This window comes from Lawsonella sp., assembly GCF_011525565.1.
In the GTDB taxonomy this organism is placed as follows: domain Bacteria; phylum Actinomycetota; class Actinomycetes; order Mycobacteriales; family Mycobacteriaceae; genus Lawsonella; species Lawsonella clevelandensis_A.
This window is the reverse complement of the sequence record NZ_WVRS01000004.1, coordinates 32624-58144: the sequence shown is the minus strand read 5'-3', so window position 1 is coordinate 58144 and position 25521 is coordinate 32624. Positions and strand designations below refer to the sequence as shown.

Annotated in this window: 20 protein-coding genes, 1 other RNA gene and 1 riboswitch; of the genes, 13 read left to right on the top strand and 8 right to left on the bottom strand. The window is 57.7% G+C overall.

From position 1 onward, the window contains the following. Positions 1–19 precede the first annotated feature (19 nt). From gluQRS to QZV76_RS03995, 3 genes are all read left to right on the top strand, one after another. On the top strand, positions 20–877 hold the full coding sequence (gene gluQRS / locus QZV76_RS04005) for a tRNA glutamyl-Q(34) synthetase GluQRS (RefSeq protein ID WP_290598510.1): 858 nt from the start codon (positions 20–22) through the stop codon (positions 875–877). 66 nt (positions 878–943) lie between these two features. After that, positions 944–1040, top strand: an RNA gene (gene ffs / locus QZV76_RS04000) — signal recognition particle sRNA small type. 26 nt (positions 1041–1066) lie between these two features. Beyond that, the gene (locus tag QZV76_RS03995) at positions 1067–2344 is read left to right on the top strand and encodes an aminotransferase (RefSeq protein ID WP_290598509.1); all 1278 of its coding nucleotides are present in this window, start codon (positions 1067–1069) and stop codon (positions 2342–2344) included. 154 nt (positions 2345–2498) lie between these two features. On the opposite strand, the gene QZV76_RS03990 is transcribed toward QZV76_RS03995, so the two are convergent. Next, a complete protein-coding gene (locus QZV76_RS03990) occupies positions 2499–3830 on the bottom strand; it encodes an AAA family ATPase (protein ID WP_290598508.1) in 1332 nt (443 codons plus the stop codon). A gap of 344 nt (positions 3831–4174) precedes the next feature. On the opposite strand from QZV76_RS03990, the gene QZV76_RS03985 reads away from it, so the two are divergent. Both QZV76_RS03985 and recR read left to right on the top strand, forming a co-directional pair. After that, positions 4175–6358 (top strand): DNA polymerase III subunit gamma and tau, encoded by a 2184-nt coding sequence (locus tag QZV76_RS03985; protein ID WP_290598507.1) that lies wholly within the window; start codon positions 4175–4177, stop codon positions 6356–6358. Then, complete coding sequence (gene recR / locus QZV76_RS03980) at positions 6359–6991, top strand: recombination mediator RecR (protein ID WP_290598506.1); 633 nt, start codon at positions 6359–6361, stop codon at positions 6989–6991. A gap of 55 nt (positions 6992–7046) precedes the next feature. Here recR and QZV76_RS03975 read toward each other — a convergent pair whose 3' ends face one another. Next, a complete protein-coding gene (locus QZV76_RS03975) occupies positions 7047–7586 on the bottom strand; it encodes a DJ-1 family glyoxalase III (RefSeq protein WP_290598505.1) in 540 nt (179 codons plus the stop codon). 47 nt (positions 7587–7633) lie between these two features. Then, entirely contained in the window at positions 7634–9055 is a 1422-nt protein-coding gene (locus QZV76_RS03970; protein ID WP_290598504.1) for an FAD-dependent oxidoreductase, read from the bottom strand. 301 nt (positions 9056–9356) lie between these two features. Between QZV76_RS03970 and QZV76_RS03965 the strand changes: the two genes are divergently transcribed. Then, complete coding sequence (locus QZV76_RS03965; RefSeq protein WP_290598503.1) at positions 9357–10421, top strand: NUDIX hydrolase; 1065 nt, start codon at positions 9357–9359, stop codon at positions 10419–10421. Here QZV76_RS03965 and QZV76_RS03960 read toward each other — a convergent pair. Beyond that, positions 10405–11193, bottom strand: a complete 789-nt coding sequence (locus tag QZV76_RS03960; protein ID WP_290598548.1) for an HAD-IIA family hydrolase — start codon at positions 11191–11193, stop codon at positions 10405–10407. The two genes, QZV76_RS03965 and QZV76_RS03960, sit on opposite strands and share 17 nt — an antisense overlap. Positions 11194–11544: 351 nt before the next feature. Here QZV76_RS03960 and pta point away from each other — a divergent pair, with 351 nt between their 5' ends. Further along, entirely contained in the window at positions 11545–13182 is a 1638-nt protein-coding gene (gene pta / locus QZV76_RS03955; protein ID WP_290598502.1) for a phosphate acetyltransferase, read from the top strand. Positions 13183–13191: 9 nt separating this feature from the next. Further along, entirely contained in the window at positions 13192–14388 is a 1197-nt protein-coding gene (locus QZV76_RS03950; RefSeq protein ID WP_290598500.1) for an acetate kinase, read from the top strand. A gap of 31 nt (positions 14389–14419) precedes the next feature. Here the strand turns inward: QZV76_RS03950 and QZV76_RS03945 are convergent, their stop codons facing one another. The 3 genes from QZV76_RS03945 to thiE all read right to left on the bottom strand — a co-directional run bounded on the left by QZV76_RS03945 (position 14420) and on the right by thiE (position 19127). After that, on the bottom strand, positions 14420–16846 hold the full coding sequence (locus QZV76_RS03945) for a serine/threonine protein kinase (RefSeq protein ID WP_290598499.1): 2427 nt from the start codon (positions 16844–16846) through the stop codon (positions 14420–14422). Next, positions 16846–18279 carry a hypothetical protein gene (locus QZV76_RS03940; protein ID WP_290598497.1) on the bottom strand — a complete coding sequence of 478 codons (1434 nt, stop codon included), beginning with the start codon at positions 18277–18279 and terminating at the stop codon, positions 16846–16848. The genes QZV76_RS03945 and QZV76_RS03940 overlap by 1 nt, the downstream gene beginning before the upstream one ends. A gap of 86 nt (positions 18280–18365) precedes the next feature. Further along, positions 18366–19127, bottom strand: a complete 762-nt coding sequence (thiE, locus tag QZV76_RS03935) for a thiamine phosphate synthase (protein WP_290598495.1) — start codon at positions 19125–19127, stop codon at positions 18366–18368. Positions 19128–19210: 83 nt separating this feature from the next. Between thiE and QZV76_RS03930 the strand changes: the two genes are divergently transcribed. The 5 genes from QZV76_RS03930 to QZV76_RS03910 all read left to right on the top strand — a co-directional run bounded on the left by QZV76_RS03930 (position 19211) and on the right by QZV76_RS03910 (position 23494). Next, complete coding sequence (locus QZV76_RS03930) at positions 19211–20455, top strand: FAD-dependent oxidoreductase (RefSeq protein ID WP_290598494.1); 1245 nt, start codon at positions 19211–19213, stop codon at positions 20453–20455. Positions 20456–20522: 67 nt separating this feature from the next. Further along, a complete protein-coding gene (gene thiS / locus QZV76_RS03925; RefSeq protein ID WP_290598493.1) occupies positions 20523–20723 on the top strand; it encodes a sulfur carrier protein ThiS in 201 nt (66 codons plus the stop codon). 3 nt (positions 20724–20726) lie between these two features. Next, entirely contained in the window at positions 20727–21590 is an 864-nt protein-coding gene (locus QZV76_RS03920) for a thiazole synthase (protein WP_290598492.1), read from the top strand. Positions 21591–21690: 100 nt separating this feature from the next. Then, entirely contained in the window at positions 21691–22659 is a 969-nt protein-coding gene (locus QZV76_RS03915; protein ID WP_290598491.1) for an ATP-binding cassette domain-containing protein, read from the top strand. Between the two features lies 1 nt (position 22660). Then, positions 22661–23494 carry a hypothetical protein gene (locus tag QZV76_RS03910; protein ID WP_290598490.1) on the top strand — a complete coding sequence of 278 codons (834 nt, stop codon included), beginning with the start codon at positions 22661–22663 and terminating at the stop codon, positions 23492–23494. Positions 23495–23571: 77 nt separating this feature from the next. Here QZV76_RS03910 and thiC read toward each other — a convergent pair whose 3' ends face one another. After that, complete coding sequence (gene thiC / locus QZV76_RS03905; protein ID WP_290598489.1) at positions 23572–25368, bottom strand: phosphomethylpyrimidine synthase ThiC; 1797 nt, start codon at positions 25366–25368, stop codon at positions 23572–23574. Beyond that, positions 25357–25467, bottom strand: a riboswitch (TPP riboswitch). (Overlaps the previous gene by 12 nt.) Positions 25468–25521: the final 54 nt, after the last annotated feature.

The window sequence follows — 25521 nt, the reverse complement described above, 5'->3', positions numbered from 1 at the left end:
CCACCCTATGGTCAACTTTATGGGAGCTGGACGTTTCGCCCCCACACCCTCGGGAGACCTCCACCTGGGAAACCTACGCACCGCACTACTGGCCTACACTGCCGCCCGCAGCACCGGGCGCAGTTTCCGCATGCGTGTAGAGGACCTCGACGAACAACGCTGCTCCCGTGACATTGCCGAACGTCAACTAGCCGACCTGGCCGCCCTCGGAATTGAGTGGGATGGCGACATTATGTGGCAGTCCCGCCGCCATGCCGCCTACCAGGCTGCCGTGGATAAGCTCGCCGCTCAAGGGCTGGTGTACGAATGTTACTGTTCGCGCCGGGAAATCCTGGAGGCACCCCGCGCCCCGCATTCCCCGCCGGGATCCTACCCGGGTACCTGCCGCAACCTCACCGAAGAACAGCGTGCCGCTAAACGCGCAGAACTTGCCGCCGCAGCGAATTTCCGTCAGCCCGCTTTACGTCTGCGCGCGCAGGTAACGGAGTGGACAGTTCCGGAAGAGTGCGCGGTGGAGGGGGCACGGCCGGGACATCCGCAACCCTATACCGGTGTAGTGGATGATGTTGTGTTGCGTCGCGGTGACGGCATGTGGGCCTACAACTTGGCGGTGGTCGTTGATGATGCCGCCCAGGGGGTAGACCAGGTGGTGCGGGGTGAGGATCTTCTCTCGTCAGCCCCGCGGCAAGCCTATCTGGCGCACTTATTAGGGTTGCCACCCGTCACCTACCGGCATGTACCACTGATGCGGGACAAGCAAGGAAAACGCCTGGCAAAACGGGCGGGTGGTGCCGGTATGACATTGCAGTCGGAATTGGCGAAGGGTCGTACTGCCGCACAGGTGCGGGACTGGCTCCTGCGGAATCCCCTCAGCTAATGGAGGACAGTAGTGGTGGGGAGGATACGTAGAGTTTCCCTGAATGATAAGAACCGCTAAACTGTTGTGTGGGCACCGCGCGGCGTCCATCCTGTGAATCCCCCCAGGGCCGGAAGGCAGCAAGGGTCAGCGGGCTCTGGCGGGTGCGCGGCGCCCGCTTTTTTTATGCCAATTTTAGAAAGGCTTCTCATGTCACTGTCGACGATGAGCCGCGAAGAGCTGGAAGCTCTCTCCCACGAGATCAACACCCGCTACGAAGACTTCAAGGGTAAAAATCTTTCACTGGATCTCACTCGCGGTAAGCCTTCCGCCCAGCAACTCGACCTCTCCAATGGTCTCCTTTCGCTGCTCGGTGAAGGCTCAACCACGGATGTAGACGGTACCGATGCCCGCAACTATGGGAACTTGGCTGGCCTGAAATCCATTCGTACTATCTGGGCCGACATTCTTGGGGTACCTGTCGAGGAGATCATTGCCGAAAATAATGCCAGCCTGGAGATTATGCACTACGTGCTCACATTCGCCATGCTGCACGGCCTCCCCTCCAGCCCCCAACCATGGGTAAAAGAAAACACCTTAAAGTGGCTCTGCCCCGTCCCCGGCTATGACCGCCACTTCTCCATCACGGAAACACTGGGTTTTGAGATGATCCAGGTTCCCATGAACGAGGACGGCCCCGACGCTGACGCTATCGCTGACCTCGTCGCCAATGATCCCTCTATTAAGGGCATGTGGCTGGTGCCAGTATTCGCCAATCCGGACGGTACTGTTACCTCCCAGGAGGTTGCCGAGAAGCTTGTTTCTATGCCTACTGCCGCCTCTGATTTCACCATCATGTGGGATAACGCTTACGGTATTCACACGCTCACCGATGAATTCCCCGAGATTCTGCCCATCGTCAAGATGGCTGCCGATGCGGGCCACCCGGATCGTGTTTTCCAGCTGACGTCTTCTTCTAAGATCACTTTCGCCGGTGCTGGTGTTAGCTTCCTTAACACTTCCTCCACCAACCTGGACTGGTACAAGAAGTACCTGGGTATTGCCACTATCGGCCCGAACAAGATTAGCCAGCTGGCGCATGTTCGTTTCTTCGGCAATGCAGATGGTGTCAAAGCCCACATGCTGAAGCACAAGGACATTCTTGCCCCCAAGTTTGCGGCCGTGGAGAAGATCCTGGCTGAGCGCCTGGGCGAGTACGACGTGGCTACCTGGACTGAGCCGAAGGGCGGCTACTTCATCTCTCTTGATGTTGTTCCGGGTACCGCGAAGCGCGTGGTTGCTCTCGCCGCCGAGGCTGGTATTAAGCTCACCAATGCTGGTTCCGCCTACCCCAAGGGTGAGGATCCGAAGGAGACCAACATTCGCCTGGCCCCGTCTCTTCCCCCGTTGGAGGAGATTACCGTCGCCATGGATGGTGTTGCTACATGCGTGCTGAAAGCTGCTCTTGAGAAGGCACTAGCTGCGTAATCCGCCACCATTTCACCAATGACATGTAGTCATTACACGTGGTGATGGTATAGAGAAATACATACAGAAAGCCCCGGTCATGCTCTCCAAAACAGACCGGGGCTTTCCTCACATCATGCGGTTTCCACCTGGAAGGGTGCATGGTTAGTGGCGGTTACTCTACATGATGCTTCTCTGGCCGTTTCACACTGGTTGGGACGAGAGTCTGCGAAAACCCGTCCGCCACGGAAGCGGCAAGTTCAATAAAAGCGCGGCGGGTAGCCTTGCCCATTTTGTCCATATCCACTTCGGAGCCTTCCGCAAGGTGCTCATCGAAGGGGATAAGGTGGACGGCGGCGCAGCGCTGGTTAAAGGTGGCCTGGAGTTGGTCCATGTCGATACTGGCGGAGCCGGCGCGGCTGGAACAGATGGCTACCACAGTGCGTTTCACAAGGTGTTGGTAGCCGTGCGCGTCCAGCCAGTTGAGGGTGGACCAGGCACTTCGGGCACCATCAATAGCGGGGGAGGAGACCAGCACAAGCGAATCTGCTAGGTCGAGGACGCCGTGCATGGCATCGTGCATAAGGCCAGTACCGCAGTCTGTAAGAATGATGTTGTAGAAGGACTGCAGAATGTCGATAGTGCGGCGGTAGTCCTTTTCGGAGAAGGCTTCACTAATGGCCGGATCGGATTCTGAGGCCAATACTTCCAGACGGGAGAGAGCCTGTGACGTGTGGGCTCGTACGTCCGAGTAGCGGTGAATGGAGGGGTCTTCGAGGAGGTCCCGCACAGTGGAATTCGTCTGCTGGGGTACGCGTTGTGCGAGGGTACCTAAGTCCGGGTTGGCGTCAATGGCGATAATGCGGTCCCCGCGTAGGGACGCGAAAGTGGATCCCAGTCCAACAGTGGTGGTGGTTTTCCCCACCCCGCCTTTGAGTGACAAACACGCAATGCGGTAGTCGCCACGAACGTTTTGGCGGACGCGTTCCTTTAACGCCTCTACTTCTTTTTCTTCAGTGGATAGTCCGGGGTTGATGGTGCCGCGGCTGGCTTTATAAATAAACTTCCGCCAGCCACTCTGCGGGACGGCCTTCGCGGTGGGAACATTCTGCACAGTGTCGATAGCGGACAGTGTGGATGGAGAGGGTGTAGATGGTGTAGGAGCGTTGTTAACGTGGGTGGCAGTCTGGCCGGATAGGGCAGTGTTGTCGGGGGAATAGACGGGAGGAGTGGGAGAGTAGGCAGGATCGCGGAAACCTAGGTAGGGATCACTAAAGGACGGTGATGGTGTCGTCGGCTCCTTATAGGCAGGTGGGAAGGCGCTTTCAAAAGACTGCGGAGGAGTGGGGGTAGTTGCGTCATCGGACAGAAGAAATGGGCGTTCGCCCGGGTCCGGATCGACGATAGGAAGTTCTGTGGTGGTGATGCGCTTCGGAGGGATAGAGGGTGTAAAGGGCGTAGAGGGTTGGGCGTTGTAGTGGTCGCCACCGAATTCTGAATAAACCATGCTTTTACTCCTAAGGTGGGCTCTTACGGTAGCTTCCCGTGGAGAGTGGAGAACGCGGTAAAGCGCAGTGCGGGAAGCACGGACAAGTATGGGGGATAAGGTTCCCCCGTGGGGGAGCTACTTGTGTCAGAAATGCTCTTTTATTGATCAAAAAATGCTCTTTTACCTGCAGTTACGATGTTTTTACAAGTAATAAAAAAATTTTTAAAAAAGTGGTGAATACCGCCAAGTGCGGCGAATTCTGCGCATGCCCATAAGGAGGAGACTGTCTGCACATAACCCACGTTTGGGGTGGCAGGCTTGCTGAGCTGTGTTTGTCGCACTGTCCGGGTAGGCTCTAAAGCGTGGCGCTTTACCATAAGTACCGTCCCGCTACTTTCGCTGAAGTAGTTGGGCAGGAGCATGTAACCGAGCCGCTGATGCAAGCATTAGACAGCGGCCACATTAACCATGCCTATTTATTCTCCGGTCCGCGCGGTACCGGCAAAACGTCCTCCGCGCGTATCCTCGCCCGTTCCCTGAACTGTGCCGAGGGCCCCACCAGCACCCCCTGCGGCAAGTGCGCGTCGTGCTTGGCGCTCGCCCCCGGTGGCCCCGGTAACCTCGACGTCACCGAACTGGACGCGGCCTCCCACGGTGGTGTGGACGATGCCCGTGAACTGCGCGACCGTGCCTTCTATGCGCCCGCCGAATCCCGCTACCGGGTTTTCATTATTGACGAGGCCCACATGGTCACCTCCGCCGGCTTCAACGCCCTGTTGAAGATTGTGGAGGAGCCACCCGAGCATCTCATTTTCATTTTTGCAACGACGGAGCCGGAGAAAGTTCTCCCCACCATTAAGTCCCGTACCCACCACTACCCGTTCCGTCTCCTCGCCCCTAACGCTATGCGTGGACTGCTGGAACGCATTTGTGAGCAGGAGGGTGTCAAGGTGGACCCGGCAGTCTACCCGCTGGTTATTCGCGCCGGTGGTGGTTCCCCTCGTGACGCTCTTTCCGTACTGGACCAGCTTATGGCGGGTTCTGGCGAGGACGGCATCACCTACCAGAGTGCCCTCGCTCTCCTGGGTGCCACTGACGTTGCTCTTATCGATGATGCGGTTAACGCCCTGGCTGCGGCGGATCGCTCCGGCATGTTCGGCACTATTGAGCGGGTTATTGCCGCCGGACATGATCCACGCCGGTTCACCAGCGACCTCCTCGACCGTTTCCGCGACCTCATTATGCTGCAGTCGGTAAAAGATGCGGCAGATACGGGCCTGGTGGACGCCCCCGACGACCAGATGGAGCGCATGATAGCTCAGGCCAAGGAATTGGGCCCTGCCACCGCCACACGCTTCGCTGATGTTTTGAGCACGGGGCTGAAAGATATGCGGGGAGCAACATCACCGCGCTTACTGCTAGAAATTATGTCGGCACGCATGCTGCTACCCGCCACCGACGATTCCTACGAAGCACTATTGCAGCGCGTGGAGCAGCTGGAACGCGGTGTAGGGTCCAATATTTCTCTGAATACGCCTGCTCATCAGAATGCGGCAATGGAACCTCCCGTTTCTTCCGCCCCACACATTTCCCGTGAGGAGGCCGCCCGTAACGCTACGGAGGGAACAGCCCGTATTCGTGCTGTTATGGCGGAGAAGAAGGCTAAAAAGGAAGCGTCGCAAGAATCTCAGCCCGTTCAGGCCGCTGCGTCTGCACAAGCTGTTCCGGCCGCACAGGCTGCCTCAGCTGGGCAGTCTGCACAGTCTGCCTCGACTGCACAGTCCACTCCGTCTACACAGACGGTTGAATCTTCGGAAAACAGTTCTGCTGCAAGCGATCTGACCGCGGAAACTTTCTCCAACCAGTGGGTGGCTATCCGTAATGCAGTTCGTGCACAGTCCCGCACACTGGACGTTATGCTCGCTACCGCCCGTGTGGTGGACTACCAGCCGGATACTGCCCAACTATCCATTAGCCACACGTCCGGCCCCCTCGTCTCCCGCATTAACGAACCCCGGCATATTGCATTGTTGACGGACGCTATTGCCCACACGCTGGGTGTACAGGTGCATGTTCGGTGCCTCACTGCACAAGATGCCGCCCGCAGTGCAGGCACCTCTACCACGCATGACCCAGCTGCACAGTCTGCTTCTGCACAGTCCCATACTGCACAATCCACTTCTGCACAGTCTTATGCTGAACGGCTACAGTCTGCGAGGGCGCATGCTAAGGCGTCGCCGACTGGCGGCGTTTCACATGGTGGAACGTCACCTGCTAGTGCAACACCTGCCGACCCCACTGGTGATGCGACCTCGAGCGATGGTGGCCCTGCCAACAGTGGCCCTGCTGACAGTGCGCCTGCCGACAGCGAGTCTGCTACTGGTTCTTCGGAGCAGTCCAGTGAAGCAGATAGTATTAACCAGATGTTGGCTGATGCTGCCGACCCCACACAAAAGAATCTTGACCACCGCAGTGCCGCCGATATTGCTATCGAACATCTGCAAGAAACGTTGGGCGCCACACTCATAGAGGATGATGATAACTAAGTGTATGAAGGACCCGTCCAAAACCTCATTGACGAGCTCGGACGCCTCCCCGGAGTAGGCCCCAAAGGTGCTCAGCGTATCGCCTTCCACCTCCTCAACCAGGAACCCGATACAATTGACCGCCTCGCAAACGCTGTTGCCGCACTCCGCGACGGCGTCACCTACTGCCACATTTGCGGAAACGTCTCCGAAACCGACACATGCAGCATCTGCTCCGACCCCAAACGAGACCTCGACGTCATCTGCGTGGTGGAGGAATCCAAAGACGTACAAGCCATTGAACGCACCCGCGAATTTCACGGCCGCTACCACGTGCTCGGTGGGGCACTGGACCCACTGAAAGGTATTGGCCCAGACCAACTCAACATCCGGAATCTGCTCACCCGCATCGCCCAACCCGTGGAGGACTATAAAGGAGACCCCACTGATATTCACATCAGTGAGGTCATCCTAGCCACCAACCCCAATACCGTCGGCGAAGCGACCGCCAGCTACCTGGCCCGTATTCTCAAGGATTTCCCCAATCTTACGGTGAGCCGCCTGGCCACTGGCCTCTCCATGGGTGGCGATATTGAATTTGCGGACGAGCTCACACTAGGCCGCGCCCTCCAAGGACGACGCAGCATCTTCTAGAGCTCTCTAGCAGTCCTTTAGTGTGGTAAGCCAGCTCAGGCTAGCTCAGTAACCGCTAGTCCAGTAGCAGCCCGGCGCGTACATCCTCAGCAGTCTGTGCGGAAACAACCTCGGCCAGAATAGTGAGAGCAAATTCTAGCGCCCAACCAGGCCCATGCCCGGTGATGATCTTCCCATCCACAACCGCTGGAACATCCAGCATGGTGGCGCCGTCGCAGTACTTTTCAAAACCGGGGTAGCAGGTGGCATTCTTGCCCTTCAGGAGGCCAAGCCCACCCAACACCATGGGGGCGGCGCAGATAGCGGCCACATACTTGTCGCTCTTAGCGCGGGCCACAATTTCTTTCTTCAACCCCTCGTGGTCGTTGAAAGCAGTGGTGCCGCCCGGAACAACAAGCACATCCGCACCCTGCGCATCCACATTGGCGAACATGGCGTCTGCCTGGACGGGAATGGCATGGCTACCCGTCACCGTCCGGGATTCGGTGAGGGAAGCGGTGGTCACGTCCACTCCGCCGCGGCGCAGAATGTCTACCGTGGCAAGGGCTTCAATCTCCTCAAAACCATCAATAAGAACAACAACAGCAGTGGTCATTTTTATGCTCCTTTACCGGTGATCAGGTGAGGTCTTCTATTTATGTTTTAGCAGCCTCCGCGTGCTTTTCGGTCCGCTTCGGCTTCTTCGTCCACGCTTGTGTCGTGGGAGGCGTTCACCATGTCGTCCCATTCCACGATCTTCTTCCGCTCGCGTCCTTCCTGCGCGCCGCGTTTCTTCTCGTGAACGTCTAGGCGGTACCAGCCGGTCCAGTCAGTAATTTTCTTCGGCAGGTTATCCAGCCAAGTACGGGCTTCTTCTGGTGACGGGTGTGCTGGCTGGTTGAGTTTGCCTGCCGCCCAGTCCTCCAGGAGGTTCTGGATGGTTTCGTTGGCGTCAGATTTAGTGTTGCCAATAAGTCCGACGGGGCCACGCTTTACCCAACCGGTGGTGTACAGCGGGGCAATATGGTCGCCGGCCTGGTCAACGACACGTCCGGCCACGTTTTCAATGGTGCCGAGGGTGTGGTTGAAGGGAATACCGGGCAGTTCGGAGGAGAGGTAACCGACGGCGCGGTAGACCTGGCCGACCTCCCAGTCGGTGGCCTTTCCGGTACCGGTAACACCGCCCTTGCCGTTGAGCTGGGTACGTTCGGTGCGGATACCGGCCACTTTGCCGTCTTTGCCCAGGATTTCGACGGGGGATTCAAAGAGGTGGATATAGATTTTGCAGATATCCGGGTTGGGGTCCTCGTCGCGCATGGCGTAGTTTTCCAGCGTGGTGCACACCATGTCGGTGGCTTTAGCGGCGCGCCGGGCTTCTTCGGAGGCCTTGTCGTAGTCAATATCTTCGGGGTTAACAAGAACTTGGACGTTTGGTGAGTGGTCCAGTTCGCGCAGTTCAACGGGGGTGTATTTGGCTTGGGCGGGGCCGCGGCGGCCGAAAACGTGAACTTCTTTTACCTTGGAGGCTTTAAGGCACTCGTAGACGTTGTCGGGGATTTCGGTGACGTGGAGTTCGTCGGCGGTTTTCGCGAGGATGCGGGAGACGTCCAGGGAGACGTTGCCGACGCCGATAACGGCTACTTTTTCGGAGTCGAGGGGCCACTGGCGGGGGAATTCGGGTTGGCCGTCGTACCAGGCGACGAATTCGGCGGCGCCGTAGGATCCGTCTAGGTCAATGCCGGGAATGTTGAGGGCGCGGTCGGCTTTTGCGCCGGTGGCGAAGATGACGGCGTCGTAGTACTGGAGGAGGTTGTCGAGGGTGACGTCGGTTCCGAATTCGACGTTGCCGAAGAAGCGTACTTGTTGTTTGTTGAGTACTTTGTGCAGGTTGGCGATGATGCCTTTAATGCGGGGGTGGTCGGGTGCTACGCCGTAGCGGATGAGGCCGAAGGGGGCGGGCATGCGTTCGAGGATATCGATGCTGACGCCGGGGTCTTGGGCGGCGGCGGATTTCATAAGGCAGTCCGAGGCGTAGATACCTGCTGGGCCAGAGCCGATGATGGCGACGCGGAGGGGTCGGGTCATAATTACTTCTTCTACAGTCGAGGTCAGAGTGTCATTTAGTGTGGCTTCTATTCTACAGAACGGGGCAAGAAAACTATTTTGTAAAAAGTGTACCGAAAAACTTGCACCACAAGGTTAGCCTACCCTAAGATAATTATTGCGAGATGGAGTAAGGGCAGATACTCCTCCTCGTTCGTCACAAGATATCAGCGACCCCCACGCACGCGCTCCGGTGGGGGTCGCTGGTAATTTAGGCCACACTTCCCACGGTCACCCCTCTAAAAAAGTGCCCACACACCTCTTCACCAGTAAAATGGGCACCGTGGATCATGATGGCGATGGAATGTGTATTGGGCCCCAAGACGAACACTGCTGGGGCGTATTCGGTGCAGCAGGACTTCTCCTCCGCGCCCCCGCCGCAGACGGTACTCCCCTCATCCTTATGCAACATCGAGCCGAATGGACCAATGCCGGCGGCACCTGGGGACTCCCCGGGGGAGCAATAGACTCCCACGAAAGCCCCATAGAAGGAGCCCTCCGCGAAGTCCACGAAGAAACCCACATCGCCCTCAACCCCGCCCGTGCCCGCTGGTCCGCCCCCACCGCCGGAATGCGGTTTGTGAAACGCCTCACCCGCGACTTCGATCCCCTGGGGGACCGCATCTCCCGCAGCGGCGACCACTACTTTGAACGCGTGGACACAACGAGCGGTCTATGGACCTACACTACCGTTGTGGCGGACCTCAACGCGCCCGTAGACTTCCAAGCTGACGAAGAATCCAAAGAACTCGCCTGGCTCTCCGAAGATGAAGTGTCCCAACTGGAACTCATTCCCGGATTTGGGCGCGTCTGGCCCGCCCTCAAAACAACCGAAGCCGACCTCATTATTGATGGCGAATCCATCTACTCTGGCCAGGATAAACACTGGTGGCAAAGCGATCGCAGCAGGGCCGATAGTATCCTCGGGAAAATTGCGAAACACCGTCCCTGGGTGTGGCGCCGCCGCCACGCCACCGATTTTCTTGACGCGGACGGGTGCGCGCAAGAAACTACCGAACCGGGTTTCTACTGGACCGCACACTGCACAGTTGTGCTAGGTGGAAAAATTACGGGCGCGCGGGAGGATAGAGCCCTGCCCTACACCGTACAAAGTTACTTCCACACCGTTGACTCAGACAGCGACTCCGCCTCGCTGGTGCGCACAATGGTGTTGGAGAATGTGGCGAAGCGCCGCAACACTATTGTGGTCACTGAAAATACTGGCCTTATTGAGGAACTACCGCAGAATTTCATTCACGTGTGGGACAATTCCTGCCTTTCCCAGCTGAATTCTTCCCAGTCTCTTTCGTCGCAGTCTCGTTCTGCCGGGTCTAGCTCTTCTTCGTAACTTGTTTAGAGTTTGGCACGCTTAGGGGATCGTCAATATGTCCCACAAGGGAACCCACTGAGTCAATAATGCGGCTGGGGCGGTACGGCCATTGGCGTGCTATTTTCACCGTGGAAATACCGGAGAGCACCAGGAACGTGTGCATGCCGGCCTCCAGACCAGACTTCACATCCGTGTCCATGCGGTCGCCAATCATAATGGTTTCCTCCGAGTGCGCATGCATAGCGCGGAGCGCGGAACGCATCATCATCGGGTTTGGCTTCCCAATGTAGTAGGGTTCTTTCCCTGTTGACGTCATAATGAGGGACGCCACCGACCCTGTTGCAGGCAGGACACCCTCCGGGCAAGGGCCCGTGTTATCCGGGTTTGTGCAGATAAACTTGGCGCCTTTCAAAATGAGGTTGATGGCCTTCGTGATAGCTTCAAAACTATAGGTACGAGTTTCCCCCAGCACCACATAGTCTGGGTCGGTATCGGTGAGAATATAGCCGGCCTCGTGGATAGCGGTTGTGAGGCCAGTTTCTCCCACCACGTAGGCGGTTCCGTGTGGGTTTTGCTCGTCTAGGAATGCGGCGGTGGCCAGCGCCGATGTCCAAATATGGTCGGCGGGAATATCAATGCCGGATAGGCGCAGGCGGGCCGCTAAATCGCGGGGCGTAAAAATAGAGTTATTGGTAAGCACCATATAGTGGGTGCCGCTGTCTTTGAGTTCTTGTAGGAAATCTTTGGCACCGTCAATGGGCTTGTCCTCTTGAATAAGGACTCCATCCATATCGGTGAGGAAATTCCACTGGGTGGTAGCCGAGGATGTTTTTGTGGGAGAGTGTTCCGCGGGGGAGGTTTTTGTGGGGGATGTTTCCGAGTTGTGCGTAGCCATACCCTCATTGTCGCAGCTCTCCTGGAAAATATTAAGAGTTTTCTAGCGAGATATTGAGACGCAGTACACCCTAAGAAAATTCGTCTGGATGTAATTTTGGTCACTACAATGGGGCGTAAGGGCGCAGCCTGGAGTTCTGTACTATCCGAGCTCACACTAATTTATGGACACAATTGCCATGAGCGCAGCCGCCACAACCCTGGCGCTTCCGCGCACGTGACGAAACATAAGGAATCGATGACTTTTATGAAGCGGAAACACACACCCTTCTACATCATGGCATCGGCCACCCATACCGACACCTACACCATCACAAAGAACCTCCTCCACAGTCTGAAAGACGCCGGATACACCGTTGGTATCTTCCGCCCCCTCAACCCCCTCGCCTCCACCAGCACAGACGTTTTCCTGCACATGCTTGTGGACGAGAGTAACACCAGTCTCAGCTACGACGACTGTACGGGCGTTGACTACCTCACCGCGGTCACAGACCGCAACGCCGCCCTCAGCACTATCATTGCCCGCTTCGCCGCCGTCCAAGACACCTGCGATATTGTCCTCATTCTTGGCAGTGACTACTCCGCAAACATGGCAGGCGAATGCGACCTTAACGCCACCATCGCCATGAACCTGGGTGCACACCTGCTTCTTGTGGAGAGCTTTAACGGCCAGGACGCCGCCACTTTCCAATCCGTCTGCCGCGCTACCGTCCAGTACCTCCGCGACAACCATCACGCCCCAGCAGCCCTCATTATTGACGCTGCCTCTGCCGATGACACTGCTTCTGCTAACGCTGCCTCTACTAACGCTGCTCTTGCCGATGCTCTCGAGCTTCCCGTCTTTACCGCCGCGGACTTCTCTACAGACGCTCTTCTGGAACTTCCGGCCCCCACTGCCGTCACCCCCCACATGTTCCAGTACCAGCTGCTAGAACGAGCCAAGGCCAACAAGAAACACATTGTGCTCCCAGAAGGCGACGATGATCGCATTCTGAAAGCAGCCCATATCATTCTTCGCGAGGGCTTCGCAGACCTCACTATCCTGGGCGATCCGGACACTATCCGCACCCGCGCCCAGCAGCTTGGCCTGGACCTCTCCGCCGCTACCCTCCTGGACCCAACGCATTATGAGGGCCTCGACGAGTTCGTGGAAACCTACTACGAACTGCGCAAGCACAAGGGCATCAGCATGGACGATGCCCGTCAGAAACTACAGGACATCAGCTACTTCGCCACCATGATGGTGCACCTTGGTAAAGCTGACGGCATGGTTTCCGGCGCGGCACACACCACCGCTCACACCATCCGCCCCAGTTTTGAAATCATTAAGACGAAGCCGGGTGTCTCTACCGTCTCCTCCATCTTCCTCATGTGCCTCCAAGATCACGTGCTGGCTTTCGGGGACTGCGCCGTCAATATTGACCCCAACCCCACCCAGCTTGCTGACATTGCCGTCTCCTCCGCGGAGACCGCCAGCCAGTTCGGGGTGGAGCCGCGCGTTGCTCTCCTCTCTTACTCCACTGGTACTTCCGGTTCCGGTGCCGCCGTCGATAAAGTTCGCGACGCTGTTACCCTGGCAAAGGAAAACGGCATGGCTTACCCCATAGATGGCCCCATCCAGTTCGATGCTGCCGTGGACGCTACTGTGGCTGCCGCTAAAGTCCCCGATTCTCCCGTTGCTGGCCGCGCCACCGTGCTCGTCTTCCCCGACCTCAACACCGGCAACAACACCTACAAGGCAGTGCAGCGTACCGCCGGCGCCGTTGCCGTCGGCCCCATTCTGCAGGGCCTTAAGAAACCCATTAATGATTTGTCCCGCGGCGCACTTGTCGACGATATTGTGAATACTGTTGCCGTTACTGCCGTCCAAGCCCAAAATATCTAGGAGCCATACGTGAGCACTGTATTTGTTATTAACTCTGGTTCTTCCTCCATTAAGTACCAGCTCATTAATCCGGCGTTGGAGGGGAAAGACGCCGTTGTTGCCTCCGGTATGGTCGACCAGATCGGTCTGCAGCAGGGCAAGTACTCCATCAAACACGATGGGGAAAAAATTGAACACCAGGCAGAAATTCCCGACCACGCGGTCGGCCTGCAACTCGTCATTGACCTCTTCAACGAAGTAGGCCTCAACCTCGACGAACAGGACGTTGTGGCAGTAGGACACCGCGTGGTGCAGGGCGGTAACCTCTTCCGCGAGCCCGTTAAAATTGACGACACCGTCATTGAGCAGATCGCCAGCCTCTCCCCGCTGGCGCCCCTTCACAACCCGGCGCACGTGCTGGGTATGAAGGTAGCCCGCGACCTCCTCCCCGATATTCCCCACGTCGCTGTTTTTGATACTGCCTTTTTCGCAGACCTGCCCGACGCTTCCCGCATCTACCCCATTCCGCAGGATATCGCCGAAAAGTATGCGGTGCGCCGCTACGGTGCCCACGGCACCAGCCACCAGTATGTATCCCAGCAGGTTCCGCGCCTTTTGGACCGTGATCCGGCGACCCTCCGTCAGATTATTTTCCACCTTGGTAATGGTGCCTCCGCCTCCGCTATTCGCGGCGGTAAACCCATCGATACGTCTATGGGCCTCACCCCACTGGAGGGCCTTGTGATGGGGACGCGCTGCGGCGACATTGATGCTTCCGTGGTCTTCCACTTGATGCGCCAGGGCGACTACACCGTGGACGAGATGGACACCATGTTTAACCGCGAATCCGGTGTGAAAGCTATGATTGGCTCCTCCGACATGCGCGACTTGGACGATCTGATGGCCGCCCACGATCCCGTCGGCCAGCGCTGCTGGGACGTGTACGTCCACCGTGTGAAGCGCTACCTGGGCGCCTACATGGCGGAATTGGGTGGCTTAGACGTTATTGTGTTCACCGCCGGCATTGGTGAAAAATCCCCCGAAATGCGGTTCTCGTGCCTGGAAGGCTTGGAGGAACTGGGCATTGAGGTTGACGAAAAAGCCAATAACCACCGCATGAGCACACCCACTATTATCTCCACCCCAACGTCTAAGGTGACGGTGATGGTGGTGCCGACGAATGAGGAGCTAGCGATCTCCCGGCACGCTCTCCAGTTCGCGAAGTAGCTCTTTACAGTGCCGGTTACAACACTGCCGGTTAAAACAGTGTGAATGGCCGTAGCGTATTGGCCATATCCACTAGCCGGTAGCGGTGCAGGCGGGTTGGGGCGTTGCGAGCGAGAATACGTAAGCTGCGCTCTAACCCGCCGCGTACACCATTGCTGGAAAAGTTCAGGTTAAAGATCTTCTTGTGGTGTTCCGCGTAGGAGAGTTTGTTGTAGCGTAGCCACCGCAGGGCAGCCTCCAACACCACAATGCGAACCTGGCGAATGCGTGGCTCTGTCTCCGGTAAGGTCAGCAGCATATCTGCTGCCTGGATAAGAGTGTCTTCTGTCAGTTCGGAGGGTGGCCGCCGAACCATCATTAGTACTGCTGTTAGTACTGCCGTGGGATAGTGCCGGTTATTGGAGAGTAATTCTCCTAGCGTGTTGACGGCCTGGTCCACTTCACCCAGGTGGTTGAGTTGGCGGGCAAGCCCAAATCCGGCGGAGACGGTGGTGTGGTCACTGCGCCAGCAGGTGCGGTAGTAGCTGCGGGCAATCGCCTGCCATTCTTCTTTTTCCGCCAGAGACATGTCTGGTTCTTCTTGCACAATAAGTTCGGAGGTGGAGGCCAGGGCAAGTTTGGGGCCGATTTCGCCGGGGAGACTATCGAGCACTTTGTCGAAATGCTTGTAGGCGGGCCGGTAGTGGTGTTTCAGTAGGCTGGTAATGCCGTGGTACCACTCGTAGCGCCAGTCCAGAATATGCGGGTGCATTTGGGTGAGAATGTTTTTCGCAACAGAGGGCTCACCGGCGTCAATGTAGGCGCGCACAATAGCCAGGGGGACTTCCGTGGAGTGCCGGGCGGGGGATTCTGGATCTTGCAACGCCACCATGAGTTTGTCGATACGTTCCTGGGGGGTGGAGTAGCTGGTGGCGGTAACAAGCTGTATGCCGGGGTCATCTGGGTCTGGTAGCGGCAGCGGTACGGCCTCGGCGAGGGATTCGGGGTTGAGGAGGAAATCGTGGACGCGCCCGTCGCGGAGGAAGTCGGTGCGGGCCACTTCTTTAGTGATGCCGAATGTGTTGCGCTGCGGCGAGAATTGGGTGGAGAGGAAGGGATATTCGCGTCCTTCTCGCTCTGACAGGATCTCACGGAGCACACCCATCAACTGCACTGACATGTCAGTGGCGGAAGTGAAGCGGCGCTTGGGGTTAGGGTCGGTAGCACGGCGTAGCAGCCGGTAGAGGTTGTCATGCTTGTACATGAGGGGCTCATCGGCGGGGGAGGGAATTCCCGGCTCGTAGATGCCGTGCTTGTGCGGTAGCCGCATAATGAGAGCGGCGAGGGTGCGGCCCACCGTGTAAATATCGGAGGCGACGGAGGGGCCGCTGGTGGAGATTTCGGGGGCCTGGAACCCGGGGGTGCCGTAGATGTAGCCGAATTTGCCGATGGGGGTTACCGCCCCCATGTCGATGAGTTTCACCTGGTCTTCGGTGAGCATAATGTTGTCGGGTTTCAGGTCGTTGTAGGTAAGCCCCAGGGAGTGTAGGTGGTCGAGGGCGGGGAGAACTTCCAGAATGTAGCCAATGGCCAGGGTGACGTCCAGGACATGCCCGGGTTTGGAGTTGCGGACGGTGCGCAGGGAGGGGCCACCAACGTATTCCATGACGATGTAGTCGGCGTCATTGGGCTGGGTGGCGCTGTGGTGGGCGGGGTTGTGGTCAATAACGAAGTTGTAGATATTGACGATGCCGGGGTGGGTGACTTGCGCCAGGATTTCTTTTTCGGCGTGGGCAACTTCCAGGGATTCTTCCCGGTTAGTGTCAAGGAGGCCTTTGAACACGACCCAGCGGTCGGAAACATTGTGGTCGCGGCCAATGTAGATCCACCCCATGCCGCCGTAGGCGATAACACCCTGGATTTCGTACTGGTCACTCACCCAGTCGCCGGGTTTCAGGCGGGGAAGCGGAACACCTTTTTGGGCGGCCACTTTCGCCACTTTTTCCTCACTGAGGAGCGCGTCGAGCGGATCATAGGGGGTGATGAAGGGGATAGTGACGAGGCCGTCGGCAACGCGCCTTCCGGGGCGTTGCTGGACTTCAAACTCGGTGTCTATGCGGTGGGGGTTTTCGCCGTCATTGGGGTTACCGGTGACGGTCACTTTCCGCACGCCAACAGTGCTGACAATACTGTCGGGGTGGGGTTCGTCTGCCGCTGTGGAGTTCCGGGGGTCGCCCATGGCGAGGAGTTCGGAGATGGAGAAGTCGTCGCCATCGTCATCGTCGAAGGGATTATAGGGAGCGGCTGCGGTTGCTGCTGTGGCGGCGGTTGCGGCTGTCATGGCGGTGACGGGTTCGCTAGGACGATCGGCAGTAGGCGCAGAGTCTACGGGCGCGGAGTCCATAGGCGCGGAGTCCACGGGGGCAGAGTCCATCGACGCGGAGTCTCTATCAGGGTGTTTGCTGTGGCGTGCGTTCATTATTCGTACTCCCGGTAGCGGGGGAGGAATCCGGCCACGATGCACCCAGCTTCTAGGACGAGCAGAATAACAAGCCCTACTCCGGTGGCGAAGATTGTGCTGTGGGCTAGGTCTGCACTGTCTCGTACCTGGTTGCGGGCGCTACTAATGCACCGTTGTAGCAGGGTGTCAACGGTATTGAATTGCCCGCCTCCGTTTTCTTGCGTCATGCTCGTTGCTATGGTGGTGGCTTTTTTGCGGTCGCCGTGGTGCAGTGCCGTCACCATCTTCTGGTGAGTGATCTCCCATTTGTGGAGGGCGGTGCGGGTTTGGTTAGTGAGGTCGGTGGCCTCGGAGGAGCCGGAGCGTTCTTCAAATGTGTCGAGGGCGCTGGCAACAGTGTCCATATTGTCGTGGAAGGGCTGCGGGTTGATGGGGGAGCCGGCGTTGGATTGGGAGAGTTCCATCATCTCGCCAGACCGCATTTGTTGGGTAATAATGCGGGCGTCGGTAAGCACTTCGGAGATGGAGTGGTTGCTGCTGGCGCTACTGTCTGCGGTGGCTAGGGAAATGCCGGAGGAGACGAGCACCCACAGGAGGGAGAGGATCGCGAGGACGGTGGCGGCCAGGAGACCACCATTGAAGCGGCGGCGGGTGACGTGCGTGAGCCATAGCTGTGCTGCCACAAGTGCCGCTATCAGGAAAATAAGGCATATTCCTGCCGCGTAAAGGGGACGTGCCCAGGCTTTTTGTGCAACGTTGATGGAAGCGTAGCGGTTCTTGTAGAGTTGCTCGGCTTCGGGCAGAAGATGCTCATCCATAATGGATTGGGCATCTGACTGGTGGATGGTGGTCAGCGGATTATTCATACTCTGCTCGGCGAGTGCTTGCCCAATGCGCGCAGTGTAGACGGGGATACTGGCGTTAATACGCACAATGAGGTCGCGGTCTTCTTTACCGTGCGCGGACGTGCTGGAGCGGGAATCTATGGCGTTAACGGAGGCGTCAATAATGGCTCGCTCGTACTGCCGCGCTACTTCTTCACTTTCCGCAGAGGTCATGAACTGGGTGGTGGCGGCAGTATTCGCCAGAGACAGGGAACTATAGAGTTGCTGGGAGGCGTGCGCGAGCGGTTCGGACTCGTTCAGCATGGTGTCTAGTTCCTGCTGCCGGTCGAAGGTGAGGGCGGCGGCGGCGCCTCCTAAAACAATGCAGCAGATAAGCAGCAGGGTGGTAACGATAGAAAACTTACCGGGGGTGGTGGAGAGGAATCCGCGGAGGAAAGAGAAGCGTTCCCGTATGGTGAGACTGTGTTCGGGGAGGGGCGCGTCGGAGGTTTCGTCGTAGTCGAAGTTAGTGTTGAGGGCTTTGTCGATGGATCGGTTTTGTACCGCGTTGCGTAGCTCGGTGAGCGGTCGCTCAGGGAGAAGGCGGGGACGCGGAGTAAGACGCATCGAGACGTAGCCTCCTCAAGATGGCAGTAACGACAATGCTTATTCTGCCAGTTTTTGGCGGAATTGTCTGGTTGTCCGGGGGTAGTTTAGCGTTCCGTGGAGGACCGTAATATGCGGGCGGCATCTGCGGGGTCGGAGGCGTCAGTAATAGCCCGCACAACAACAATGCGTTGGGCCCCCGCGGCCACCACATCTGGTGCTGTTTTTGTGTTCACGCCGCCAATAGCGAACCAGGGTTTTTTAGGGTGCTGCTGGGCCGCATACTGCACCAGGTCGAGGCCGACGGCGGGGCGGCCGGGCTTCGTGGGGGTAGCCCAGATAGGTCCCGTACAAAAATAGTCTATGGCGGGGTTGGTGAGGGCGCCGTCAACATCGGCGGGGGAGTGGCAGCTGAGCCCCAGTACTACGTCATCGCCAAGAATCTGGCGGGCCACAGCGGTGGGAATATCGTCCTGCCCCACGTGTGCCACGTCCGCCCCGGCTGCCACTGCCACATCCATGCGGTCGTTGACGGCCAAGAGTGCCCCATAGGAGTGCACAACCTCACCCAGTATGCGGAGAGCCTCCAACTGTTCTAGGACAGTCATTGTGCCTAGCTCACGTTCGCCGGGAGAGTTTTTATCGCGCAGTTGGATAATGTCGCAGCCGCCCTCGCAGGCCTGCTCCGCTAATTCGCGTAAGGCGGTAAAGCGAGGACGGCCGTTATCCAGGTGGCGCCGGGCGTCCATGCAAAGGTACAGGTGGGCGGTCTGGAGTCGTTCCCGCGGGGTAAGTGCCGCGGTTGCAGCACTGTATGCACTGTGAGATGCACTGTGGGATGGAGTGTTGGAAGCAGAGTTAGGCGCCATGGTATTCACAATCTCTAGCGTGCCACATTTCACCGAGTAGGGTAGACACAGAGATAAAGAAGGGGATAAAGAAGGGTGTTTTTGTGTCTGATCTTCGTTCGCGGATAACCGCAACTGACAGTAGCGGCGCACCACTAGGAACTAACGTGGCTATTGTGGGTGGCTCCGTCATTGGTCTTGCCACTGCACTGAAAGCCGCCTCGGCGGGTTTCACGGTTACTGTCTATGATCCGTCTTTATCGTGGGCTAATTCCGCTGGCTGGTGTGCCGGCGGCATGTTGGGGGGCATTACCGAAGCATGGCCGGGGGAGGACGAGCAACTACGTCTGGGTGCCGCCTCGCTGCGTCACTGGCCGGGTTTTGGGGGCAAACTGAACGCCAATCACCCCCACGTGTTCACCTCCACGGTGGGGACACTCAATGTGGGTGTGGATGCGGGGGACGTGGCGGACCTGGAGAAGATCTATCAGTACGTCACCACCCGTGAGGATCTGTGGGCGCGGGGCGGCACTATTGATGGGGTGGCCCCCTTCCTGGCTCCGGGTTCTGATAATCCGGTGGATGCGCGGATGCGGAAGATTACCCGCCGGGAACTGCGGGCCCTGGAACCCTCGTTAAGCCGGGCGGCGCGGGCTGCCCTGCTCACTGAGGGCGAGCGTTCTGTTGATAACCGGGAATTATTGGCAGCATTGCGGGAACAGTGCGAGGGCACCTATGGTGTCACTCTCTGCGAACGCCAGATTGATGACTTAAACGACCTTGTTAATGGCACAATTGGCCGCTACGACCAGGTTGTGTTGGCAGCCGGGAATGGGTCCCAAGCCTTGGCTGCCACAGTCGGTATTAATCTGCCTATTCGCCCTATCAAAGGCGAGGTGCTGCGGCTGCACTCGCGGCCGGGGGTTCCGGAGCCGCCGAAGCGCACCATTCGCGGTCGCGTGCATGGGCGGCCCATCTATCTTGTGCCACGCCCGTGGGGCCTCCTTATTGGTGCCACGGAGTATGAGCATGGCGAGGATCGCCAGGTGACGGTCGGTGGTGTGCTGCAGCTGCTGGAGGATACGGAGATTCTCTTCCCCGGCGTCACCGACTATGAACTGTATGAGTGTATTGCCGGTTTACGCCCCGGCAGTATAGATAATCTGCCCTATTTGGGGCGCGTGCCGGAGGCTCTCGATGGCCGACTGGTGGTCGCTACCGGGCATGGGCGCAATGGTATTTTGCACACTCCACTGTCTGCGGTGGCGGCGGTGGCTGCCCTCATAGGGCAGGAATTGCCCGAGGCGAAAGCGTGCGATCCGCATCGTATTCCTAACTTCATCCTGTAGCAGGGTGACGGGATAGGTCGTTAGAGTAAAAGTAGGAATAGAGAACGTAGGGAGAAGGGAGAAACGCATGACTATTACCGTGAATGGGGACACCGTCACTATCGCCGATAATGCTACTGTTGCAGACCTTATGGCGGAGCGTCATCTCACTAGCGCAGGGACTGCTGTGGCTGTCAATGCTGCGGTTGTTCCAGCCTCCACATGGTCCACCACTACTCTCGCGCCGGGCGCTGAGGTGGATATTCTTACTGCTGTACAGGGAGGCTAGCACATGCGTGATGCCAACCAAGCGGAGGAACTGAGCCAGCGTCTGGCTGCAGAGGATCATCGTCAGGTGGGGGAGGATCTCCTCACTATTGCGGGTCGGACGTTTCGGTCCCGGCTCATTATGGGCACTGGTGGAGCCGCTAATCAGCAGGTGTTGAAGGACGCTCTGGATGCGTCCGGCACGGAACTCACTACAGTGTCTATTCGCCGTGTTGACCCGCGTTTAGGGCATGGCACGGGTGCGGCCAGCACGCTAGAGCTTCTGCAGGATCTCACTATTGATCCGCTTCCCAATACGGCGGGCTGTCGCACTGCGCGTGAAGCTGTTTTAACAGCCCAATTGGCGCGGGAGGCTCTCGGCACGGATTGGATCAAGCTGGAAGTTATTGCGGATGATCGCACGCTACTGCCGGACGTGGTGGAGCTATTAGACGCCGCTGAGCAGCTTATTGATGATGGCTTCACTGTCTTGCCGTACACCACCGATGACCCCATTATTGCCCGCTATTTGGAAGAGGTTGGCTGTTCTGCGGTTATGCCATTAGCGGCCCCTATTGGAACCGGGTTGGGTATCCGCAACCCACACAATTTGGAGATGATTATTTCCCAGGCGCATATTCCGGTGGTGTGCGATGCCGGTATTGGGACTGCCTCCGATGCTGCTCTAGCCATGGAAATGGGGTGTGATGCAGTATTAATGGCGTCTGCTATTACGCGGGCAAATGATCCGGTGATGATGGCGCGTGCTATGCGTCACGCTGTTAGTGCGGGGCGTGCCGCATATTTGGCGGGGCGTATGTCGAAGCGTTTCTGGGGTAAAGCATCCTCCCCCGCGGGACATTTTGATCTTTCTGATAGTGAAGAGTGATCTCCCGCGGCTAATCACCCGCGGCATACGCGTGACATACATAGGACACTGCTAGCGCCTTCACAGGATACACACAGGTTAGCGGAGAAAACTGGACCGCATGATAGAGATTTCTGGGCTCGCCAAGCGGTTCGGCAAACGCACCGCTGTTGATAACCTCACATTCACTGTTGAACCGGGACACATCACCGGCTTCCTGGGACCTAACGGCGCAGGCAAATCAACAACTATGCGCATGATCGTGGAACTAGAAACCCCCAATGCCGGTTTCGCTCTTATCGACGGTATGCGCTACCGCGATCTGAACAATCCCCTCTGCACGGTGGGTGCTCTCCTGAACACCAACTGCATGCACCCCCGTCGATCCGGCCGTAATCACTTGCGATACATGGCGGCCTCCAATGACATTCCCATGAATCGCGTAGAGGAATGCTTAGCCCTTGTTGGCTTAACAGAGGTTGCTAGTCAGCCCACCAAATCCTATTCCCTCGGTATGCGGCAGCGCCTGGGAATGGCAGAAGCGATGCTGGGTAACCCCCGCTATCTGCTTTTCGACGAGCCTGTCAATGGCCTGGACCCGGAGGGTATCGCCTGGTTCCGCCGCTTCGCGAAGAACCTAGCTGCAGAGGGGAGAGGAATTCTGGTCTCCTCGCACCTACTGGCAGAAATCTCGCAGACTGCAGACCGCCTTGTCGTTTTGGGGCAGGGCAAGTTGCTTGCCAATACGTCCATTGCTGAATTTGAGAAACAGGCACCTACCCGCGTCCGAGCCCGCACAAAGTTCGCCCCGCAATTGGTGCGGATTCTTGCTGAGGCTGGCTTATCCGCCGCCGTTGACCCCACTGACACCAGTAGCGATTCATCGCTGGGCACCGCCGTCATCGTGGATGCGGATAATACGTCCGTTGTTGCAGATCTCGCCGCAAAAAATAATATTCCGCTCTATGAGCTAGTGGTTATTGGTGCCAGTGTGGAGGACGTCTACCTACAAATGACGCAGGATTGGGAGCAATACCGCAGTGGTGGCACTTCCTTGACTACCAACGGTAACGGGCAGGAGGCCAAGTAGCATGAAAACTTTCTACAACGCCATGCGCGCCGAATGGATCAAAATGTGGTCCGTTCGCTCAACACTTATCTACACCATCATTATTGCTGTGTTGGGAATTGCTAATTCCGCCTTTATGGCCTGGTACTACAAGAACCTGCCGCAAGCCCACTATATGGGTGATGGCTTCTACTATCCCCCCGAGGGCGTACTCATGGGGGTGACGAGTGCTGGTATTGTCGTTGTTCTTCTCTTCAGTATCACTATTGTTACTAACGAGTACAACACTCTCAGTATTGAACCCACGTTCCGCGGAGTGCCGCGCCGCCCCCTCGTCTTTCTAGCAAAACTTGTGGTGGCTGGGCTCTACATGGCACTGGTTGGCCTCGTCGTTACTTTTGTGAGCACGCTAGTATCCAAGCTCATCGCGCTGAATTCAGGAACACTGGATATTTTCTCCGCAGACTGGGCGGGCTTCTACTGGCGTATCCCCGTTGGTTTCTTCCTCCTGACCATACTCTCCATGGGCATCGGCATGATTATCCGCAACACTGCTGGTGCTGTCGCTTTACTTGTGGTGTGGATGACGGCTATCGAATCCATTCTTATCGCCATTACCCCCAAGGTGAACTTTGGCCCGTACCTGCCATTCCAAAACCTCAGCGCATTCATTAATGGTGGTGGAACCCTCCAAATGGTGCACTTTGAGTGGAATTATCTCGGCGCAGGAGGATACTTCTTCGGTATTGCAGCTGCCCTCTTCATCATTGGACTATTCGTCACAGATCCCATGTTGCGAAAATTCCAGATTCACCAGAAACCAGCTGTAGCCGCGCTGGACAATCCATCTCACTAAAGCACAGCCGTAACAAAGTACGGAAAAGCCGGGACAGTACGTACTGTCCCGGCTTTTCATATGTATACTCTTTTGTCCTATTTATCCTCTTTACCCAGGCTTGTTCTGAACTCGGAGACAGGCACGTACACCTCGCCACCAACAGCCTCAAACTGGGCGGCCTTCTCCCGCATGCCAGCGGCAATAGCCTCTTCGCTATCTAGGCCATGTTCGCGGGCATAATCCTGCACGTCTTTAGAGATGCGCATAGAGCAGAATTTCGGGCCACACATGGAGCAGAAGTGGGCATGCTTGGCAGGCTCCGCCGGCAGGGTTTCATCGTGGAAGTCCTGGGCCGTATCCGGGTCGAGGGACAGGGCGAACTGGTCACGCCAGCGGAAATCGAACCGTGCTCTAGACATGGCATCATCGCGGGCCTGCGCATTCGGTAGTCCCTTTGCCAGGTCGGCTGCGTGGGCGGCAATCTTGTAGGTTATGCACCCTACTTTGACGTCGTCACGGTTGGGCAGCCCCAAGTGCTCTTTCGGGGTGACGTAGCAGAGCATGGCGGTGCCGGCCTGGGCAATAATCGCCGCTCCAATAGCGGACGTAATGTGGTCGTAGGCGGGGGCAATGTCAGTGGCCAGTGGCCCTAGTGTGTAGAAGGGGGCTTCGTGGCACCAGTCCTCCTCCAGGGTGACGTTTTCTACAATCTTGTCCATGGGTACGTGGCCGGGGCCCTCAATCATCACCTGCGCACCGTGTGCCCAGGCGATCTTCGTCAACTCACCCAAGGTGTGCAGCTCGGCTAGTTGTGCCTTGTCGTTGGCGTCGGCGATAGAGCCGGGACGCAAGCCGTCACCTAGCGAGAATGTCACATCGTAGCTGGCCAGAATGTCGCACAGTTCCGCAAAATTCTCGTAGAGGAAGGACTGCTTGTGGTAGGCCAGGCACCAGGCCGCCATGATGGAGCCGCCGCGGGAGACAATGCCCGTCACCCGGTTCGCGGTAAGCGGCACATACTGCAGTAGTACGCCGGCGTGGATGGTCATGTAGTCCACGCCCTGTTCGCACTGCTCAATAACAGTGTCCTTGTAGATTTCCCAGGTGAGTTTGGCGGGGTCACCCTTCACTTTTTCCAGCGCCTGATACATGGGGACGGTACCCAGCGGGGTGGGGCAGTTGCGGAGAATCCACTCGCGGGTTTCGTGAATGTTCTTGCCGGTGGACAGGTCCATGATGGTGTCTGCACCCCAGCGGGTGGCCCACACCATTTTCTCTACTTCCTCCGCAATGGAGGAGCTGACGGCGCTGTTACCAATGTTGGCGTTAATTTTGGTGGCGAACTTTTTGCCGATAATGCAGGGTTCTGCCTCCGGGTGGTTGTGGTTGCAGCAGATGACGGCGCGGCCGGCGGCAACCTCTTCCCGCACCATCTCTGCGGGCATGTTTTCGCGGGCGGCAATGAACGCCATCTGGGGGGTGATGATGCCGTTGCGGGCCCACGCTAGCTGCGTGCGGACACGCTTCTGACCCTCGGGGGTGTTGCTGGTGGGGTCGGCGGGGATGGCGGCGAATTGCGGCCACGTGGTGTGGAGGCGCTCTAGGCCGGCCTCCAGATCGGGCTGCTGGGGGTAGGTGCCGTCCTCTGCGGGGGCGTACTGGTTTTCGGTGTAGATACCGGACGTGTCGTACACGTCGCAGTGTTCCCCATTGGTGAGGTTGATGCGGCGTACTGGAACATGGAGTGTGCAGGTGCTGGGTGAGCCCTCCAGGAGTGCAGCCCCGGGGGCGGATACTGCGGCGTCGTAGGGGACGTCAATGTAGTGCTTTTCGCTGTGGTAGATGGGCCCCGTGGTGATGGTGGCAAGAAAACTGTGGGCAGAATTGTTCATTATGGCTCCCTCTTCGGCATTATCCGATCAGGTCATGGCGGTATGCGCGCGTCTGCGCATTCTCAGCCCCGGGATTGTGGAGCACCCGCAAGTGTTAGTTATGCGTACAGCATATTGCTCATGTGTACAGTACCGAGCGTAGTCCATGGGGTA

Coding starts and splice junctions, on each gene's coding strand:
- thiC (WP_290598489.1), bottom strand. CDS start 25,368: ATGAACAATTCTGCCCACAGTTTTCTTGCCACCATCACCACGGGGCCC.
- QZV76_RS03995 (WP_290598509.1), top strand. CDS start 1,067: ATGTCACTGTCGACGATGAGCCGCGAAGAGCTGGAAGCTCTCTCCCAC.
- QZV76_RS03970 (WP_290598504.1), bottom strand. CDS start 9,055: ATGACCCGACCCCTCCGCGTCGCCATCATCGGCTCTGGCCCAGCAGGT.
- gluQRS (WP_290598510.1), top strand. CDS start 20: ATGGGAGCTGGACGTTTCGCCCCCACACCCTCGGGAGACCTCCACCTG.
- QZV76_RS03990 (WP_290598508.1), bottom strand. CDS start 3,830: ATGGTTTATTCAGAATTCGGTGGCGACCACTACAACGCCCAACCCTCT.
- thiE (WP_290598495.1), bottom strand. CDS start 19,127: ATGGCGCCTAACTCTGCTTCCAACACTCCATCCCACAGTGCATCTCAC.
- QZV76_RS03960 (WP_290598548.1), bottom strand. CDS start 11,193: ATGGATGGAGTCCTTATTCAAGAGGACAAGCCCATTGACGGTGCCAAA.
- QZV76_RS03915 (WP_290598491.1), top strand. CDS start 21,691: ATGATAGAGATTTCTGGGCTCGCCAAGCGGTTCGGCAAACGCACCGCT.
- QZV76_RS03945 (WP_290598499.1), bottom strand. CDS start 16,846: ATGAACGCACGCCACAGCAAACACCCTGATAGAGACTCCGCGTCGATG.
- QZV76_RS03975 (WP_290598505.1), bottom strand. CDS start 7,586: ATGACCACTGCTGTTGTTGTTCTTATTGATGGTTTTGAGGAGATTGAA.
- QZV76_RS03910 (WP_290598490.1), top strand. CDS start 22,661: ATGAAAACTTTCTACAACGCCATGCGCGCCGAATGGATCAAAATGTGG.
- QZV76_RS03920 (WP_290598492.1), top strand. CDS start 20,727: ATGCGTGATGCCAACCAAGCGGAGGAACTGAGCCAGCGTCTGGCTGCA.
- pta (WP_290598502.1), top strand. CDS start 11,545: ATGAAGCGGAAACACACACCCTTCTACATCATGGCATCGGCCACCCAT.
- thiS (WP_290598493.1), top strand. CDS start 20,523: ATGACTATTACCGTGAATGGGGACACCGTCACTATCGCCGATAATGCT.
- QZV76_RS03940 (WP_290598497.1), bottom strand. CDS start 18,279: ATGCGTCTTACTCCGCGTCCCCGCCTTCTCCCTGAGCGACCGCTCACC.